Source organism: Acinetobacter sp. AOR14_HL (assembly GCF_027855175.1).
Lineage (GTDB): Bacteria > Pseudomonadota > Gammaproteobacteria > Pseudomonadales > Moraxellaceae > Acinetobacter > Acinetobacter calcoaceticus.
Genome location: NZ_JAKTII010000012.1, coordinates 231523 through 251380, shown reverse-complemented (window position 1 = coordinate 251380; position 19858 = coordinate 231523). Strand labels below are relative to the sequence as shown.

The following is a 19858-nucleotide window of genomic DNA, read 5'->3' as shown; positions in this document are numbered from 1 at the left end:
TTTTTATAAGTTGTTTTAGTCATATTGATAAGCTCCGAAACGGAAAGTTTTGGTTGCACCCTCTTTTCCTTCATCGAGTGCACAACGTTCAATGGCTAACTTGAGTACTTGTAGTGATAGATCTTCCCATAAGCGTAAACTTGCTTCTTTGAGTAAAGTGATCGATTCATCTGTTAGTTCATCAGCAAAAATTGCTTGTTCTAAATAGGGTTCTTTTTCTGGCTGAAATAAATTATGAACCCCGGCAGCTAAATGTGCCTCTAAGTTATTCGTTAATAATTTTCGGACCTCGAATTGCTCTACATCAGGCATAAAACTTCGCTGCTGTAACGATACAATACCATCTTCTTCTTTCACTATATTTAAACGCTCAAGTTCATTCAAAATAGATCTTGGATGTTTTTCGGTTGAAACTTTCTTTACCAAACTTTCAAAGCTAATCTGATCTTGGCTAATAAAAGGAATTTTTTCTGCTAAGCCCTCTGCAAGCCATAAACCAATCACCCGAGCAGGAACACTCACTGGCTCTGCTACTTTTGCTTCAGTTAAAGGCTGCCCAGCCTGTGTCGCTTTTTTAAAAGCACTAACATCTTTACGATGTAAACCAGAAAGTAGACTAACTGCCGAATCAGTAGTTTTTTGATCTATACGTTCTAGCTCAGCTAAAGACTGCTGATAGAAAACGGGTTTTAAAGCAGTAACAAAGTCGTTATATCCAACTCCCGAACGAATTAACCATTGCGTCAGATATTCCATTAACTGCAATACCTGCTTTTGGTTAAGTTCTGCATTATTCGTTTGGAGTGTCGACATAAGTTAACAATTTTCCTTCATCTTTGAAAAACAGTATGAGCTGAGCAATTGTCACACTGAACGGTTTAAGATGCAATTTTCATTCTTAGGCCTCCTTTGGAAACCGATGAACAAAATGATTTGGCGCATTAAAATTGGTAAAAGAAATACTCATTGAAACATCCAGACTTTCTACACTATGCCACCAACCAATAGGGATAAACAAAGCTTCCCCTGCATTCAAAATACATTCCACTGGGGTAATCGATTTTGCTAAAGGATATTTTTTAAAATCAATTTCATTTGGATTACTCAGCTCACTAAACACCCAATGATCGTTATATAGATGAGGTACTTGCAAAGCCGGAATCAAAGTTACTTTTTTGCGCCCATAAATTTGAACTAACATATTATTCGTTAAATCGTGATGCAAGGGCGTAAAGGTTCCCTTCGGCCCGAACCATAAAAAACTACGCTCATCTTTTAAAGCCAAGTTGCTGTAGCCATCTGCAAAATCGCCTATATCTAAAAATAATTCCTGAAGCATTTGATGGCTATTGGTCGCATTATTTGCAGTCATATAGAAATCGTTGCTCGCTTCGACAGACATAACTTTTGATACAAACTCCGACATTTTCATGGTCTGCTTTAACAAAGGAGAGTGCCTTTCAAATTGCTCATCTTTATTTCTATTCATTTGAACTTCAACTAAATGCTGACCAAATTGAGTTGCAAAATATTCAGGTGTCCACTTATGTAAAGCAGGCCAGTGCTCTACCCCTTTTTTCAAAATCACAGGACGGTGTTGACTGTAATAATCTTTAATAAAATCTGAGAAGATTGGTGCAGGGATTGAAGGTATATCTTTACAGTAATTCGAATCTAGCTGGGCCAGTTGGTCTAAAGTTTCTATTAACCACTCACGTTTCTTAAATTGGTGGTGCTTTTTCTTAAGAATTTTATATAACTGATTATTTTCTAAATTACCTAAATATTCTTCTACTTGTTGCCGATGAAGCCCCCGCTCTACCAATCTTTTCACTATTTCCGCAGATGGCACCTCATTCAAAATTTGTTCAATTATCCATTCCTGATCTTGGTCAGATAAGCTTAGGAAATTCGGCTCACTCGTTTGAAAAGTTAATCCAAATCCATTTTCTTTTAAAACATCGACTAATTGCTCGATCGAACATCCTTTTTCTAAATTTTCTTCAAGCCATTTTTTCCATTCAAATGGCAACTGATCAAACCATTTCTGGCTTTGTTGGAATATTTCAATTTGATTGTAAGCTGCCATGTTGAACCTTTTTTCAAATTTGATCTTTACAACTGCATTATAATTGATCTATTTTAAAAATGTTAAATTTTCACATTTTTATAAAAAAAGGGCTTACGTGATGAATAACATAGTAAAAGGAAGCAGCATTGCTTTGATTTTTCTAGCATTAAGTGGGTGTGGGTCTGACGATAATGATTCGACACCAACACCAACACCAACACCGACACCAACACCAACACCAACACCAACACCAACACCAACACCAACACCAACACCAACACCAACACCAACACCAACACCAACACCAACACCAACACCAACAACGGTAGCAGATCGCTTCGTTGGAAGTTGGCTAGCAGGTAAAGGAGCTTGTATTAATGGCTCTGCTCTAAAAATGAATGTTATTAAAGTTTCTGATAACAGTGTGCGATTTGCCAGTGAAACCGTACGCTATGAGAATGAAGCAAACTGTACTGGCAACATTGTGGCAAGTTACCGCCAAGCTACAGATTTTAGTCTGGTTTCAAATATTGGAGCGCCACAAACTGTACAAACTTCAAGTTATAACAAGGTAGATTGGCAGCTTGTAGTTGCAGGAAAATTAACTCAGAAACAACCAGCCATTCTGGGCTTTAAAAATGCAAATCAATTCTGTTTAGTACCTACAGATGAGCCAAGTGCAATACATAATTATCTACAGCAAGCAAACTTTGATCTGACAAATACATGTTTCACCAAAACTACTCCTCCAGCAAGTATGCAAAAACCAACCCAAGTACTTGCAACAGCCACTTATAGATTCGGAGATAATAAAGAATCTTGGGCAGACGTATTAAGCCAACTCAATGACCAAGGGCGTCAAGGCTATGCTCTTCTTACTCCATCAGTGGAATTAGACGATCCCGATGGAAGTTTTACACTGTATAAAAATCTGTATGTTAAAAATAATAAATCCACTGACACATATACCTATAAAACGGTTGATGTTAAAACGACATCAGTGGCAAATCGTTATTTACTATGGGTCAATGAATTAAACAAACAAGGTAGCTTAGGCTATATATATAAACTTTCATTTGGAGAAGTGGCATCAAACACAAACAAATATTTATTTGTAAAAAATGATAAAAAACCAGCAACCTACGCCTATTCCAACAGATTCTTAACAAATACTTCTCGGACTAGCATCTTAAATGCTTTCAATGAACTTGGTGCGCAAGGGTGCAAATTACTCTACGCAAACTCGACATTTACCAATAACGGTACAACAAATGGCACATTCTACGTACCAACATGTGTAAATAGTAGTACGCATAACGGTACTTATGCTTATCGTTATTTTGAAGTTCCACAACATATTCCATTTAACAAAGATGATGCAATAAAGCTTGAAAAACTTCTTAAAGAACAAGCTGCAGAAGGTTATCGACTTGTTGATGCCAGTAATAATATTGGTTTCTTTAATGTTGATGGTTATCTATTTGAACGTGACAGTGAAAATACAGGACCTATTGAATATAAAGTCTTTGCAGAAGATGCAGCATATGAGTTAGATGAGCCTTATATCGTTGAAAACCGTATTCAAGATCAAGGCAAATTAGGATGGTTCTTTGCTGTCCGACTTGGCTCAGTTTATACCAACTCACCGACCAACTATGATTTAGCAAGTGGTGTGGTTTTCCCTAAATAAGAAATCTAACAACAAATAAGGCCATTATTGTGGCCTTATTTTTATTTAAAACTTAGTCAGTTATCCTAAGTTTTTGAAACCTTGCTGACGCCATGCTTCATAAACAATGACGGCTGTGGCATTAGACAAATTTAAACTTCTTGAGTTTTCAGCCATCGGCAACCGAATCCATTGTTCTTGCGGAAACATTAAGCGAACATGTTCAGGCAAACCACGTGTTTCTGGTCCCATCAATAAAGCTACAGGTCGGTTTAAATCAACTGTATGCGGGGTTGCAGAACCTTTAGTAGTGAGCGGAAAAACATGCTCAACACCTTTAGCTTTTAAGTCTGCAAGACATAGTTCAATATCGTCCCAAATCTGCATACGTGCCCATTCATGATAATCCAATCCTGCACGCTTGAGCTTTTTATCATCTAGCTCGAAACCCAAGGGTTTGACTAAATGCAACTGTGCGCCCGTATTAGCACATAAACGAATGATATTGCCTGTATTGGCAGGAATTTCAGGCTCGTATAGGACAACATGAATCACAAATTTTCTCGACTTTAATAACAAACAATAAATTCAGATGAACTTATTGCCATTTTAACTGTTCACGTAAACTCACTACTTCACCAATAATGGTTAAAGTCGGCGCTACGATATGATGTTCAGACACTTTAGTCGCAATATCGGCTAATGTTCCAACGATAACTTTCTGTTCTGGTGTGGTTCCTTTAGAGATTAAAGCCACTGGCATATCAGCACGTTGACCATGAGCAATAAGTTGCTCACAAATGCGCTCTAATCCAACCAATCCCATATATAAAACTAAAGTTTGATTTTCATAAACCAGTTCATTCCAAGGAAGTTCAGGTGAACCTTCCTTTAAATGCCCAGTTAAGAAACGGACACTTTGTGCATAGTCACGATGTGTTAGTGGAATACCCGCATAAGCGGAACAGCCTGAGGCTGCCGTAATACCTGGTACTACTTGGAAAGTGACATTTGCTTCAACCAGCTCTTGAATCTCTTCGCCACCACGGCCAAAGATAAACGGATCACCACCCTTCAAACGACAAACACGTTTTCCCTGTTGAGCATATTCAACCAGTAGAGCATTAATACCATCTTGTGGAACCGAGTGATTTGAACGGGCTTTACCGACATAAATCTTAGTCGCATCACGGCGGCAAAGCTCTAAGATGGGTTCAGACACCAAACGATCATAAATCACAACATCTGCTTGTTGCATAAGACGTAATGCTTTTAATGTCAGTAGCTCAGGGTCACCCGGCCCAGCACCTACCAAGTAAACCTCACCTTTAGGCGCGGTCCATTCTGTTAAGGCTTGCTGAATTAAATCATTTGCCACATCCAGATTGTCATTAAAAACTTGTTCTTTTAATGGACTGGCATATAAGTTTTCCCAAAAGATTCGACGCTCATCGGGGTTAGTAATCTTTTCTTTTACCTGCTTACGCCATTGACCTGAAAACTCAGCGAGTTTCCCCATACCATGTGGAACTATTGTTTCTATTTGAGTACGAAGTTGTCTAGATAAGACTGGCGATGCGCCATTTGAGGCAACAGAAATGATCAATGGAGAACGGTCAATAATGGCTGGAACCATAAAACGGCAGTGTGGAATATCATCTACACTATTAACCAGCAAGTTACGCGCTTCACATTGTTCAAAAACGGCTTTATTCACTTGTGCATCATTAGTCGCAGCAATCACTAAGCGATAAGGCGTATTTAATATTTTTTCGACAAAGGGCTCAGCAAAATACTGCCCACCTGTCGTTTTGACTAACTGTAAAAGCTGCTCTTCAATTGCAGGAGCAATAATATCAATTACTGCTCCTGCTTTGGCTAATAAGTTTGCTTTGCGCAACGCAATATGCCCACCACCCACAATCAGACAACGTTGCTCTTGCAACTTTAAAGAGATTGGAAAAATATCCACCTTAAACCTCTACATTAATCATCTGATTATGTTTAAGCAAAAACCGTGCACAATTTAGATGCAAAGCTTAATCAATAAATGTTAAACCACCCATATATGGGCGTAATACTTCTGGAACCTCGATAGAACCGTCTTCACGTTGGTAATTTTCCATTACAGCAAGCAAAGTACGTCCAACCGCAAGACCAGAACCATTTAAAGTATGCACCAATTCGATCTTCTTTTGATCCATTCTGTAGCGTGCTTTCATGCGGCGCGCCTGAAAATCACCCATATTAGAGCAGCTTGAGATTTCACGGTAAGTATTTTGACTTGGAACCCAAACTTCTAAGTCGTAAGTTTTAGTCGCACCGAAACCCATATCACCACCACAGAGCAAAATTTTGCGGTATGGCAAACCAAGTGCCTGTAAAATGCCCTCAGCATGTGCAGTGAGTTCTTCAAGTGCTTGCATAGAGGTTTCAGGTTTAACGATTTGCACCATTTCAACCTTGTCAAACTGGTGCTGACGAATTAAACCACGTGTATCGCGACCATAAGAACCTGCTTCGCTACGGAAACAAGGCGTATGCGCAGCATATTTTAATGGCAAGCGTTCGCTATCAATAATCTCATCGCGAACAAAATTAGTGATGGGAACTTCTGCTGTAGGGATGAGGTAATACTCTTTTTCGCCTTGAAGTTTAAATAAGTCTTCTTCAAATTTCGGCAACTGACTAGTACCACGTAATGAATCAGCATTTACCAAATACGGTACATAAGCTTCTGTATAGCCATTCTTTAAAGTATGGGTATCGAGCATGAACTGTGTTAATGCACGTTGTAAGCGTGCTAAAGAACCTTTCAATACGCTAAAACGTGAACCAGTCAATTTAGTAGCAGTTTCGAACTCTAAACCACCCATCCACTCACCTAAATCAGTATGATCTTTGATTTCAAAAGCAAACTGACGAGGCGTGCCCCATTTTGAGATTTCAACGTTATCATCTTCATCTTTACCAGCAGGAACAGATTCATCTGGTAAGTTAGGAATGCTAAGCGCTTTTTGCTCAATCTCGTTTTGTAGCTCTGACAACGCAACTTCAGCAGCTTTGATTTCATCACCAATGGCTTGCATACGCGCCATGATTTCAGAAGCATCGCCACCGGATTTTTTAATCTGACCCACTTGTTTTGCACCGGCATTACGTTCTGCCTGCAATTTTTCAGTTTTTGATTGCAAATCTTTACGGTGAGTTTCTAAAGAAGCCCATTCTTGAACATCTAATTGAACACCACGTTTTGCCAAAGCCGCATTAACGGCTTCAATATTATTTCTGAGTAACTTAGGGTCGATCATAATCAATCATAATATGGGTAAAAAACTGGCTATAGTGTAAGGCCTTCACACTAAAAAATATAGTGATCATCTTCATAACGAATAGCTTTCACACAATTGTTAGAATAGATCACCTATTTTACAAGTTATAGTTTGGCACACTTGGCAAATACTCAGGTTTAATGAACTTAGCTGCCTCAGAATATGGCAATGTTAATTCAGTCATCCCTTCTGCATAAGAAGCTAATTCATAGATCGGATAGACAAAAACAATACCATTAGCGCCATAGTAGAAATTATCACTTAATTGCAGTTTTTCACGGCCAATATTGTGCTCTTGAAGCCAATTGGTATTCGCATCAAAAAGTGAATCAACTAATTGCTTTTCCACATCTGGCTGAATAAGTTCGGCAACAGTAATGTGCTTTTTATTTAATAAATCAAAATTCACGAATTCTTGATGAGACATGCCATGTGCTGCACCAGCAGAATATGAATAGGTCTGGAATGCAAAAGTTGCAAGGTTATAATTTTGCCCTAAATAACGGACATAAATTGCACTTTGACTCGAACGAGGCTCACCTTCAGGTACATCGACTGGCTGATCAGCTAAATTTGCAAAAGCATTCGGATCTGCTTTCTTTATACGATTGGTAAAGTAATCATTAATCCACTTTTGATTAGTTTGTACTGTTTGAAAGTCATACTCTGTACAACCATCTTCTAAACAAACTTTTGATTTCGGCAATTTTACTGGGATTACTTTTGCCTGAATTACAGGCACGCCAACCTCTTTTGTCTCTTTAACTTTTGCAGTCGAAGCGGCTTGCTCCTCTTTAGCTGCCGACTTGGGTTGGCAACCACTCACAATTGCCATTGCAGCCATTAATGGAAGAATACAAATAATTTTCTTATCGTAAAGTCGCATAATAATCCCCATGAATTTACCTCTATCACTATACAAAGCGTAAGAATAAGACGGGGTTAAGAAATGTATCTATCTCTCTAATATAAAAAAAGCTACCGTGAAAGGTAGCTTTTTTGAGAAGGATTAATTATTGGTCAATAACATCTGTGCCTTTTGGTGGCGTAAAGTTAAAGACAGATGCTGGAATTGAAGCATTTACTTTCACGTTTTTAAAGCGCACATAGGTAGTCTGGCCTAATGAGTCTTGTAACACCATAAGCGTAGGGGCTTTATTTGCTCCAAAACTAATCGTTAAGCTTTGGAAAGCACCATCTTCTTTTTTAGGGAATAATGTGAAATATAATTTAGATTTATCTGGCTGTGTTACACGATAAGACTTCATGATTTGATTGGTATTACCAGATAATAATAATGCTGGTGTATCTGCAACCTGATCATCTAAGCTTTGACGTACAGCTTGTTGTAAATCTGGGTCATAAATCCAAACTGTTTTCCCACTCGTTACAATCGTTTGTTTAGACGGACTCACCGTTTCCCAATAAAATTTCCCAGGGCGTTCAACTTTCATTGAGCCTTTGAATGTCTGGTTCATATGCTGTGCACTTAAACTCTTTTTCTGTGCCACAGTTTTTGTATTGGCTTTCGTTGTTTGTTCAAAATCGGCAGTTAAACGCTGTAATCCTGATAACTGATTAACTAGGTTCCCAATTGCCTGTTGCTCCGGTGCTGCTACAGGCGCAGCAAACACTGTAGTACTCATTACAGGAGCAAGCACTGACGCGCTGAGTGTAATAGCACACATAGTTTTACGAAGCATATTCATGTCATCACCTTTTTAGTTGCTGTAAGACAACTTGCCATCTTTCAAAGTTATAAAAAATTAGCAAGCTCTTAATTCAAGACTCATATTAACCGACAAACTCTGTGCTAATCATTGAGAAAATAAGATATTTTGTTATGTTATTCATGTTGTTTGTAGAATTTCATTCATCATGATGAAGATAAACCAGATTAGATTCCATAAAAAAAGCCCACAAAATGTGGGCTTTTTTTGAAGCTAAAACTTAAACAGTTTCAACTTTTACGTAGCGACGGCCAAATTGACCTTTCACTTCGAATTTTACTACGCCGTCAGCAGTAGCAAATAAAGTATGGTCACGGCCCATACCAACATTTGCACCAGCGTGGAACTCTGTACCACGTTGACGAACGATGATGTTACCAGCAGTTACAGCTTGACCGCCGTAAACTTTAACACCTAACATTTTTGGGTTTGAATCACGACCGTTCTTCGTCGATCCACCGGCTTTTTTAGTTGCCATGTCTCTTACTCCTCGTGATTAGCCTGAAATACCAGTAATTTTCAACTCAGTGAACCATTGACGGTGACCTTGTTGTTTACGGTAGTGTTTACGACGACGCATTTTGATAATGCGGATTTTGTCGTGACGACCATGACCAACCACTTCTGCAGTTACTTTAGCGCCAGCTACAACTGGAGCACCGATTTGAATGCTGTCACCGTTTACAACCATTAATACATCATCAAATGTAATAGTCGCGCCAGATTCAGCTTTCAATAATTCAACTTTAAGGGTTTCACCCTCAACTACACGGTGCTGTTTACCACCGCTTTGGATTACTGCGTACATAATGTACTCCAATTAGCCCGTGTCGACGTGCCGATAAGGGATATATCGATCTTAAAACGCTCGCCACTGGGGTTATATAAGGCGACAGATTTTAAGTGAAATTTGATCAAACGACAAGTATTTTCTATTTATCAGTAAAGTCTATTGCCCTATTTTTACAAAATCAACGAGCAGCTTAGATTGGAATTTAGCAGTTTTCATTGATTCTGAATGAAAATTAAAATACAGTTCCAGACACAAATTGCGACAAGAACAAGTTGTATTAATGCTGATGTCATTAAATTTATTGTTTTGCCGGAAATATCATGTTTTGCTTAAATAAAGAACAAAGAACGCATAAAGACAATAGAAATGATTAATATCAGCCACTTGTTAACCTGTGCAACACACCTTTACTTGATACACTAACGCCACTTATCTACCAATACGGGGTTTTTCTTCATATGGTCATCGATTTCAAGCAAGACATTCTTGCGCCTGTTGCCTCAGACTTTGCTGCGATGGATCACTTGATTAATGAAGGAATTAGCTCAAAAGTCGGTTTAGTCATGTCTGTCAGCAAACATGTTGTTGAGGCTGGCGGAAAACGTATGCGCCCAATCATGTGCCTACTCGCTGCTCGCGCATGTGGCCTAGATAACATGGCAAACGCACAGCGTCTGGCTGCAATCATTGAAATGTTGCATACCGCGACATTAGTCCATGATGATGTGGTAGATGAATCTGGGCTTCGTCGTGGTCGACCTACAGCAAATGCGACATGGAACAATCAGACAGCCGTATTAGTCGGTGACTTCCTCATTGCACGTGCTTTCGATTTACTGGTCGATTTAAACAACATGACTTTATTGAAAGACTTTTCAACAGGTACATGTGAAATTGCGGAAGGTGAAGTATTACAACTTCAATCGCAACATCAACCAGATACAACAGAAGAAACTTATTTAAAAATTATTCACGGTAAAACTTCTCGTCTGTTTGAACTGGCTACAGAAGGCGCTGCTATTTTGGCTGGACAAGAAGCGTATCGTGAACCTTTGAGATTATTTGCCGGTCATTTTGGTAATGCATTCCAAATTATTGATGATATTTTAGACTACACTTCAGATGCTGAAACATTAGGTAAAAATATTGGTGATGATTTAATGGAAGGTAAGCCAACTTTACCGTTAATTTCTGCATTAGCACACTCAACAGGTGATGAGCATGCGATTATTCGTCGCAGTATCGCAACTGGTGGAGTGGACCAATTATCTCAAGTTATAGAAATTGTACAGAAGTCTGGTGCTTTAGATTATTGTCACCAACGTGCCCAAGAAGAAACAGAAGCAGCACTGCAAGCTTTATCAAACCTACCCGATACACCATATCGTCAGGCTTTGATTAACTTAACTCAGCTTGCGTTACATCGAATACAATAGATATTATTTTGCCTATGCATATAAATTTTTCAGATCATTTTTTAAAAATACATAAACAGCTTGAGGATACTCAAGCTGTCATTGATGAAAATCCAATCATTGAATTAGTCAATGCCATTCGTCCAGCCGATCCTCATGATACGGATGAGATAAAGCAAAAAATACAGGCTTTAATTGAGAGCCTATTACGCACACCTACAGCCCCCTTCCTACTACAAACTTTTTTATTACGTATAATTAATCGTTATAAACAAGTCAGCTTGTATGCCGATAGCGGAATTTTATCTTTAGATGGTTTCTGGAACCAACTCGGGCAAAGACTCGGAGCACATTTTTTACCGTTAATCGAAGATGCAAGCCAACTCAAAATATTAATTGGTCGAATTTTTTATTTAGAAAGTGACAAAATCTGGCTCAATAATATTGATGATGAAGATTGGGCAAATTTATTCAGTCTTATTGGACAAAGCCAAAGTAATGTAGATGAAAAGCTTGTCATTCAAAGTGAAATGATTAAAGCAATTACCGTCTTAACTTATCGAATTAGTGGAATTGGCCTTTACCCTGAATTTATTAATGCTCAACCGGAATTAACTGAATATGAATCACCATTTTTAGTTCAGAACCGTGAAATTATTGAGTTTATCGAAAAGTACAAAAAACAAGAACTTTCTGAACATGAAATTGCAGTTATTTCTCCTCCGGATGCATCCCAAGCATTTGTTATGCTGGAACAATGTCGGGATGTGGTTTTAAAGATTCGTCGTGCTACCAAAAGAATTGGTGTTAGCTTAAGTTTGACTTATTTACTGTCGTTACTTGAGCAGTGCCTCGACCGAATTGAATTACTGCTTTATTTGGTTGTAGATAACAGTAAAGGAAAATATGTCTCTTTAGGACATCTTATTTCCGATTTAACCAAGGCGCACTACAGTGAAAAAAGTGTTCGCTCTTTATTAAGTACGACAAGTGAACTCATTGCCTTTCAAGTGACTGAAAATGCTAGCCGAACAGGCGAACATTATGTAAGTACCGATACAAAAGGTTTCTGGGGCATGTATAAAGCTGCCGCTGGAGCGGGTGTCATTATTGCCTGTATGGCATCTTTAAAAATTCTTGCAGCAAGAATGACCATGGCTCCGCTCATGCAAGCCTTTACTTTCAGTATGAATTATTCTCTAGGGTTCATTCTGATTCATGTTCTGCATTTCACAGTTGCAACCAAACAACCCGCAATGACTGCTGCTGCCCTTGCTGCAACTGTACAACAACGCAAAGGCTCTAAAACAGCTCAAATTGCAGAGTTAGCAGCTCTGATTATTAATATTATTCGAACACAATTTATTGCTATTTTAGGCAATATTTCAATTGCGATTCCTACTGCCGCGCTCATTACTTTTGCTTGGCAGTTCTATCTTGATGAGCCTTTATTAACTCATACTAAAGCAACTTATTTGTTGCACAGCCTAAATCCCTTCACCTCTTTGGCAGTTCCGCATGCAGCCATAGCTGGAGTTTGCTTATTTTTGTCAGGCCTTATTGCAGGATACTTCGACAATATGGCTGTTTACCGAAAAGTCGGTCCACGCCTTAGAGCACATCGCCGTTTAGCAAACTGGTTAGGACAAGATCGCCTCAACCGTTTTGCTGAATATATTGAGCGTAATTTAGGAGCTTTAGCTGGTAACTTCTTATTCGGGATTATGTTAGGAAGTATGGGCACCATAGGTTTTATTCTAGGTTTACCTTTGGATATTCGCCATATTGCCTTTGCCTCGGCTAACTTTATTCAAGGTTTAATGACAATTAACGGCAGCCCAGATATCGGACTGATTATCGTGTCCTTTTTAGGCGTGTTATGTATTGGTCTCACTAACTTATTCGTTAGTTTCACCTTAACCATTATTGTGGCACTACGGGCACGTCGAGTTCGCTTTGAACAATGGAAACCTTTAGCTAAACTGGTAATGACCCATTTTCTGACTCGCCCAAGCGATTTTTTCTGGCCACCAAAACAACCTCTAGAACTTGAAGAAAATACGACAACAAATAATGGAAAAAAGGTAGAACATTAAGAATTTTGCTTTGTACACAAAATGTGAATTCCGTCAATTTTGTTGTGATTGTTTTTCCAAATGTTAAAAAATTTTCAAAATGAATTTACGATGATCTATCAGGCTTGAAAAAAAGTGTACTGGCAAGTACACTTTTAACGGCTTTCAGTAGTGGACACTGCTTGAATAAGCAAAGGTATATACATGCCCTATATGTTGCTTTTTATTGGTTGTATTTTTTTTGGATTAGGTGTGCTTGGTCTTTTTGTACCAAGACTTCAATCTATGGATCTCCTGAGCGTTCAAATATTGAGTGAACACCGATCAGATTATCTTAACTTTATTACGATCTTTCTGGCACGTGTAGGTGGTATGCCTTTTGTATGTTTTTTATCCTTTCTGGTATGTATATATCAGGCATGGTATAAAAAATATATTACTGTTATTTTCATTAGCGTGGGAGTTATTGGCAGTATCACCATGGGTTGGCTGCTCAAGTGGTGTGTTGACCGCCCAAGACCCCCACAGGTATATCATATTGTCGAAAGTTACGGTGCATCGTTCCCAAGTGCACACAGTGTTTATGCATCAACACTGACCTGTCTGGCAATGATAATGTTATGCCATAAGCCCAACACTAACTCTCCTTATATCATTTTGATCTCCTGTCTTTGGTTTATCTGTATGGGGCTTTCAAGAATATATGCTGGAGTTCATTTTCCAACAGATGTACTCGCCGGTTGGGGCATAGGTTTTATTTGGATTGCACTGCTTTGGCTCTGGTTATTACAAACACAAAGTAGGTTAAGTAAAAAACAAATATATTTTTAGATTTTATCTAACGAGGTGGAACAATGATGTCGGCTAAGCTTTGGGCTCCTGCCCTTACTGCTTGCGCATTAGCAACAAGTATCGCACTTGTTGGTTGTGGCAAAGGCTCCGATGAGAAACAGCAAGCTGCTGCTGCTCAGAAAATGCCGCCTGCTGAAGTAGGTGTTATTGTTGCTCAACCACAAAGTGTTGAACAAAGCGTTGAACTTTCTGGTCGTACTTCAGCATATCAAATTTCTGAAGTCCGCCCTCAAACAAGTGGCGTAATTTTAAAACGCTTGTTTGCTGAAGGAAGTTATGTTCGTGAAGGTCAGGCTCTTTATCAACTTGATTCTCGAACTAACCATGCAACGCTCGAAAATGCAAAAGCAGCACTTTTACAACAACAGGCAAATCTAGCTTCCCTACGTACTAAGTTAAACCGTTATAAGCAACTTGTTTCGAGTAACGCTGTATCTAGACAAGAGTATGACGACTTACTTGGTCAAGTTAACGTTGCAGAAGCACAAGTTGCTGCAGCGAAAGCTCAAGTAACAAATGCAAACGTAGATCTAGGTTACTCTACAATTCGCTCACCAATTTCTGGTCAGTCTGGACGTTCTTCTGTAACAGCTGGTGCTTTAGTCACTGCAAACCAAACTGATCCTTTAGTGACGATTCAACAGTTAGATCCAATCTATGTTGATATTAACCAGTCTAGCGCCGAGTTATTACGTTTACGTCAACAATTGAGTAAAGGTAGTTTAGACAATAGTAACAACACGAAAGTAAAATTGAAGCTCGAAGATGGTTCAACCTATCCAATCGAAGGACAACTTGCTTTCTCTGATGCTTCTGTAAATCAGGATACAGGAACGATTACTTTACGTGCCGTATTCTCGAACCCGAATCATCTGTTACTTCCAGGCATGTACACAACTGCGCAAATTGTTCAGGGTGTAGTTCCAAATGCTTATCTGATTCCTCAAGCTGCAATTACACGTTTACCGACAGGTCAAGCCATTGCAATGCTTGTTAATGCAAAAGGTGCTGTTGAGAGTCGTCCTGTTGAAACTTCTGGTGTTCAAGGACAAAACTGGATTGTGACCAATGGTCTCAAAGCTGGTGAGAAAGTGATTGTTGATGGTGTTGCCAAAGTTAAAGAAGGGCAAGAAGTGTCAGCAAAACCTTACCAAGCTCAACCAGCAACCCCTCAAGGTACAGCTCCAAATGCGACAAAACCGGCTCAATCAGGTAAACCTCAAGCAGAACAGAAAGCATCTAATGCATAAGGGGTAGATTGAATGGCACAATTTTTTATTCATCGCCCCATTTTTGCGTGGGTGATTGCACTAGTCATTATGTTGGCGGGTATTCTCACGCTCACAAAAATGCCTATTGCACAGTATCCGACGATTGCACCACCGACAGTTACAATTGCTGCAACTTATCCTGGTGCATCGGCTGAAACTGTTGAAAACACCGTAACCCAGATCATTGAACAACAAATGAATGGTCTAGATGGTTTACGTTATATTTCATCTAACAGTGCGGGTAACGGTCAGGCCTCTATTCAATTAAACTTTGAACAAGGTATTGATCCAGATATTGCACAGGTTCAGGTTCAAAACAAACTGCAATCTGCAACTGCTCTTTTACCTGAAGATGTTCAACGTCAAGGTGTGACAGTTACCAAATCTGGTGCAAGCTTCTTGCAAGTTATTGCATTCTATTCACCAGACAATACCCTTTCAGACTCAGACATTAAAGATTACGTAAACTCGTCAATTAAAGAACCACTTAGCCGTGTTGCTGGTGTTGGTGAGGTACAAGTCTTTGGTGGTTCATACGCTATGCGTATCTGGCTCGACCCCGCAAAATTGACTAATTACCAGTTAACACCAAGTGATATTGCGACTGCTTTACAAGCGCAAAACTCACAAGTTGCTGTAGGTCAGTTAGGCGGAGCACCAGCAGTACAAGGTCAAGTGCTTAACGCGACAGTGAATGCACAAAGCTTGTTGCAAACTCCTGAGCAATTTAAAAATATCTTCTTAAAGAACACAGCATCAGGTGCTGAGGTTCGTTTAAAAGATGTTGCTCGTGTTGAGTTGGGTTCTGATAACTATCAGTTCGATTCGAAGTTTAATGGTAAACCTGCTGGTGGTCTTGCAATTAAAATTGCAACTGGTGCCAACGCACTTGATACCGCTGATGCTGTTGAACATCGCTTAACCGAATTACGTAAGAACTATCCAACAGGTCTTGCAGATAAACTGGCTTATGACACTACTCCATTTATTCGTCTTTCAATTGAAAGTGTTGTACACACATTAATTGAAGCGGTAATTTTAGTATTCATTGTCATGTTCTTGTTCTTGCAGAACTGGCGTGCAACCATTATTCCTACACTTGCAGTACCTGTTGTTGTATTAGGTACATTTGCTGTCATCAATATCTTTGGATTCTCAATTAACACCTTAACCATGTTCGCTATGGTATTGGCAATTGGTCTTCTGGTCGATGACGCCATTGTTGTAGTGGAAAACGTTGAACGTGTCATGAGTGAAGAGCATACCGATCCGGTCACGGCGACTTCACGATCAATGCAACAGATTTCTGGTGCGTTAATTGGTATTACAAGCGTATTGACAGCGGTATTCGTACCGATGGCATTCTTTGGTGGTACAACTGGTGTAATTTACCGTCAATTCTCGATTACCCTTGTAACAGCAATGGTTTTATCGTTAATTGTGGCGTTAACCTTCACCCCTGCACTTTGTGCAACCATTTTAAAACAGCATGATCCTAACAAAGAACCAAGCAATAATATTTTTGCTCGTTTCTTCAGAGGATTTAACAACGGTTTTGACCGCATGTCGCATAGCTACCAAAATGGTGTTAGCCGCATGCTTAAAGGCAAAATCTTCTCTGGCGTACTTTACGCTGTAGTGATTGGTCTATTGGTGTTCTTGTTCCAGAAACTCCCATCTTCATTCTTACCAGAAGAAGATCAGGGTGTGGTCATGACACTTGTTCAATTACCACCAAATGCAACGCTTGACCGTACAGGTAAAGTGATTGACACCATGACAAACTTCTTTATGAATGAAAAAGATACAGTGGAATCTATTTTCACCGTTTCTGGTTTCTCATTCACGGGTGTTGGTCAAAATGCTGGTATTGGCTTCGTTAAATTGAAAGACTGGAGTGAACGTACTTCACCAGAATCTCAAATTGGTGCGTTAATTCAGCGTGGTATGGCATTAAACATGATCGTCAAAGACGCATCTTACATCATGCCATTACAGCTTCCAGCAATGCCTGAATTAGGTGTAACTGCTGGTTTTAACTTGCAGCTTAAAGACTCAAGTGGTCAAGGCCATGAGAAACTGATTGCAGCACGTAACACAATTTTAGGTTTGGCTTCACAAGATAAGCGTCTTGTAGGGGTACGTCCTAATGGTCAAGAAGATACGCCTCAGTATCAAATTAACGTAGATCAGGCTCAAGCTGGTGCTATGGGCGTTAGTATTGCTGACATTAACAACACGATGCGTATTGCGTGGGGTGGCTCATACATTAACGACTTCGTTGACCGCGGTCGTGTGAAAAAAGTTTATGTTCAAGGTGATTCGGGTAGCCGTATGATGCCTGAAGACTTAAACAAGTGGTATGTACGTAATAGCAAAGGCGAAATGGTACCGTTCTCTGCATTTGCTACAGGCGAATGGACATATGGTTCTCCTCGTCTTGAACGTTATAACGGCGTGTCATCGGTTAACATTCAAGGTACACCTGCACCTGGCGTAAGTTCTGGTGATTCCATGAAAGCCATGGAAGAAATTATTGCTAAGTTACCATCTATGGGCTTACAAGGTTTCGACTATGAATGGACAGGTTTATCACTTGAAGAACGTGAGTCTGGTGCTCAAGCTCCATTCCTTTATGCTCTTTCATTGTTAATCGTTTTCCTTTGCTTAGCTGCATTATATGAAAGCTGGTCTATTCCGTTCTCGGTTTTACTTGTAGTACCACTTGGTATTATTGGTGCAATCGTATTGACTTACTTGGGTATGATTATTAAAGGAGATCCAAATCTCTCAAATAACATTTACTTCCAAGTAGCGATGATCGCGGTAATTGGTCTTTCTGCAAAAAATGCGATCTTGATTGTTGAGTTCGCAAAAGAGTTGCAAGAAAAAGGCGAAGACCTACTTGATGCAACTTTACATGCTGCAAAAATGCGTTTACGTCCAATTATCATGACTACCCTTGCCTTCGGTTTTGGTGTACTTCCACTTGCCCTTTCAACAGGTGCTGGTGCAGGAAGTCAGCACTCTGTCGGCTATGGTGTACTCGGTGGCGTAATCAGTGCAACGTTCTTAGGTATCTTCTTTATCCCTGTATTCTATGTGTGGATTCGTAGTATCTTTAAGTACAAACCAAAAACCATAAACACTCAGGAGCATAAATCGTGATGCAAAAAGTATGGTCTATTTCAGGTCGTAGCATTGCGGTATCTGCACTTGCGCTTGCTTTGGCAGCTTGTCAAAGCATGCGCGGCCCAGAACCAGTCGTGAAAACCGATATACCACAAAGCTATGGATATAACAGCGCTTCTGGTACGTCTATTGCAGAACAGGGTTATAAACAGTTCTTTTCTGACCCTCGTTTGCTCGAAGTGATTGATTTGGCTCTTGCCAACAACCGTGACTTACGTACAGCAACGCTCAATATTGAACGTGCTCAACAGCAATATCGAATTACTCAAAATAACCAGCTTCCAACAATCGGAGCAAGTGGTAGTGCAATTCGTCAGGTTTCTCAAAGCCGTGATCCGAATAACCCCTACTCTACCTATCAGGTGGGTTTGGGTGTAACTGCCTATGAGCTTGATTTTTGGGGCCGCGTTCGTAGCTTGAAAGATGCGGCATTAGATAGTTATCTTTCAACGCAAAGTGCACGTGATTCGACACAAATCAGTCTGATTAGTCAGGTTGCTCAAGCATGGTTGAACTATTCTTTTGCATCGGCGAATCTAAAGCTTGCAGAGCAAACGCTTAAAGCACAGCAAGATTCTTACAACCTCAACAAAAAACGTTTTGATGTGGGTATCGACAGTGAAGTTCCACTACGTCAGGCACAGATTTCAGTAGAAACTGCGCGTAACGATGTAGCGAACTACAAAACTCAGATGGCTCAAGCACAAAACTTGTTGAACTTGTTAGCAGGTCAATCGATTCCGCAAAACTTGTTGCCAAACCAACCTGTAAAACGCATTACTCAACAGAATGTATATACAGCTGGTTTACCAAGCGACTTACTTAACAATCGTCCAGATGTAAAAGCTGCCGAATATAACTTAAGCGCTGCTGGTGCGAATATTGGTGCTGCAAAAGCACGTTTATTCCCAACAATTAGCTTAACGGGTTCTGCAGGTTACGCATCAACTGACTTAAGTGATTTATTTAAGTCTGGTGGATTTGTGTGGTCAGTTGGGCCAAGCCTAGACTTACCAATCTTTGACTGGGGCACACGTCGTGCCAATGTAAAAATTTCTGAAACCGATCAGAAAATCGCATTGTCTGATTATGAAAAATCAGTTCAGTCTGCATTCCGCGAAGTTAATGATGCGCTTGCAACTCGTGCCAATATTGGTGAACGTTTAACAGCTCAACAACGTCTAGTAGAAGCGACTAATCGCAACTACACTCTTTCAAATGCTCGCTTCCGTGCTGGTATTGATAGTTACTTGACAGTTCTTGATGCACAGCGTTCATCTTATTCAGCAGAACAAGGTTTATTGTTACTTCAACAAGCTAACTTAAACAACCAAATCGAGTTATATAAAACTCTAGGTGGCGGTTTAAAAGCAAACTCTTCAGATACAGTGGTTAATCAACCATCAAGTGCTGAACTTAAAAAGCAATAAGTTTTAAATAACTTATCTATAAAAGCTC

General features: G+C 39.6%; 16 protein-coding genes. 7 read left to right on the top strand and 9 right to left on the bottom strand.

Annotation, left to right across the window (positions count from 1 at the left end; translation table 11 throughout):
* Positions 1 to 15: 15 nt before the first annotated feature.
* A complete protein-coding gene (locus MKL38_RS13845) occupies positions 16 to 813 on the bottom strand; it encodes a DUF6502 family protein (RefSeq protein WP_270903544.1) in 798 nt (265 codons plus the stop codon).
* A gap of 85 nt (positions 814 to 898) precedes the next feature.
* Complete coding sequence (locus tag MKL38_RS13840) at positions 899 to 2089, bottom strand: cupin-like domain-containing protein (RefSeq protein ID WP_270903543.1); 1191 nt, start codon at positions 2087 to 2089, stop codon at positions 899 to 901.
* A 100-nt stretch (positions 2090 to 2189) separates the two neighbouring features.
* Between MKL38_RS13840 and MKL38_RS13835 the strand changes: the two genes are divergently transcribed.
* Complete coding sequence (locus MKL38_RS13835) at positions 2190 to 3761, top strand: PT dipeptide repeat lipoprotein (RefSeq protein ID WP_270903542.1); 1572 nt, start codon at positions 2190 to 2192, stop codon at positions 3759 to 3761.
* Positions 3762 to 3821: 60 nt separating this feature from the next.
* Here MKL38_RS13835 and MKL38_RS13830 read toward each other — a convergent pair whose 3' ends face one another.
* From MKL38_RS13830 to rplU, 7 genes are all read right to left on the bottom strand, one after another.
* Complete coding sequence (locus MKL38_RS13830) at positions 3822 to 4295, bottom strand: tRNA (cytidine(34)-2'-O)-methyltransferase (protein WP_270903541.1); 474 nt, start codon at positions 4293 to 4295, stop codon at positions 3822 to 3824.
* 43 nt (positions 4296 to 4338) lie between these two features.
* On the bottom strand, positions 4339 to 5712 hold the full coding sequence (gene cysG, locus MKL38_RS13825; RefSeq protein ID WP_270903540.1) for a siroheme synthase CysG: 1374 nt from the start codon (positions 5710 to 5712) through the stop codon (positions 4339 to 4341).
* A 67-nt stretch (positions 5713 to 5779) separates the two neighbouring features.
* Positions 5780 to 7051, bottom strand: coding sequence for a serine--tRNA ligase (serS, locus tag MKL38_RS13820; RefSeq protein WP_270903539.1), 1272 nt, complete (start codon positions 7049 to 7051; stop codon positions 5780 to 5782).
* Positions 7052 to 7169: 118 nt separating this feature from the next.
* Complete coding sequence (locus tag MKL38_RS13815) at positions 7170 to 7970, bottom strand: RsiV family protein (RefSeq protein WP_270903538.1); 801 nt, start codon at positions 7968 to 7970, stop codon at positions 7170 to 7172.
* Positions 7971 to 8085: 115 nt separating this feature from the next.
* Entirely contained in the window at positions 8086 to 8781 is a 696-nt protein-coding gene (lolA, locus tag MKL38_RS13810) for an outer membrane lipoprotein chaperone LolA (protein ID WP_003655415.1), read from the bottom strand.
* Between the two features lie 241 nt (positions 8782 to 9022).
* Positions 9023 to 9280 carry a 50S ribosomal protein L27 gene (gene rpmA, locus MKL38_RS13805; RefSeq protein WP_002116037.1) on the bottom strand — a complete coding sequence of 86 codons (258 nt, stop codon included), beginning with the start codon at positions 9278 to 9280 and terminating at the stop codon, positions 9023 to 9025.
* Positions 9281 to 9298: 18 nt separating this feature from the next.
* Positions 9299 to 9610: a 50S ribosomal protein L21 gene (gene rplU / locus MKL38_RS13800; protein WP_004639133.1), complete on the bottom strand. Its 312-nt coding sequence runs from the start codon at positions 9608 to 9610 to the stop codon at positions 9299 to 9301.
* A gap of 443 nt (positions 9611 to 10053) precedes the next feature.
* On the opposite strand from rplU, the gene sdsA reads away from it, so the two are divergent.
* The 6 genes from sdsA to adeK all read left to right on the top strand — a co-directional run bounded on the left by sdsA (position 10054) and on the right by adeK (position 19830).
* Positions 10054 to 11031, top strand: a complete 978-nt coding sequence (gene sdsA / locus MKL38_RS13795) for an All-trans-nonaprenyl-diphosphate synthase (RefSeq protein WP_003655412.1) — start codon at positions 10054 to 10056, stop codon at positions 11029 to 11031.
* Between the two features lie 14 nt (positions 11032 to 11045).
* Positions 11046 to 13106, top strand: coding sequence for a site-specific recombinase (locus MKL38_RS13790; RefSeq protein ID WP_270903537.1), 2061 nt, complete (start codon positions 11046 to 11048; stop codon positions 13104 to 13106).
* 183 nt (positions 13107 to 13289) lie between these two features.
* Positions 13290 to 13916, top strand: coding sequence for a phosphatase PAP2 family protein (locus MKL38_RS13785; RefSeq protein ID WP_270903536.1), 627 nt, complete (start codon positions 13290 to 13292; stop codon positions 13914 to 13916).
* A gap of 23 nt (positions 13917 to 13939) precedes the next feature.
* On the top strand, positions 13940 to 15187 hold the full coding sequence (gene adeI, locus MKL38_RS13780) for a multidrug efflux RND transporter periplasmic adaptor subunit AdeI (protein ID WP_270903535.1): 1248 nt from the start codon (positions 13940 to 13942) through the stop codon (positions 15185 to 15187).
* A gap of 12 nt (positions 15188 to 15199) precedes the next feature.
* On the top strand, positions 15200 to 18376 hold the full coding sequence (gene adeJ / locus MKL38_RS13775) for a multidrug efflux RND transporter permease subunit AdeJ (RefSeq protein WP_151743352.1): 3177 nt from the start codon (positions 15200 to 15202) through the stop codon (positions 18374 to 18376).
* Positions 18376 to 19830: a multidrug efflux RND transporter outer membrane channel subunit AdeK gene (adeK, locus tag MKL38_RS13770; protein ID WP_005036452.1), complete on the top strand. Its 1455-nt coding sequence runs from the start codon at positions 18376 to 18378 to the stop codon at positions 19828 to 19830. The genes adeJ and adeK overlap by 1 nt, the downstream gene beginning before the upstream one ends.
* The last annotated feature ends 28 nt before the right edge of the window (positions 19831 to 19858 follow it).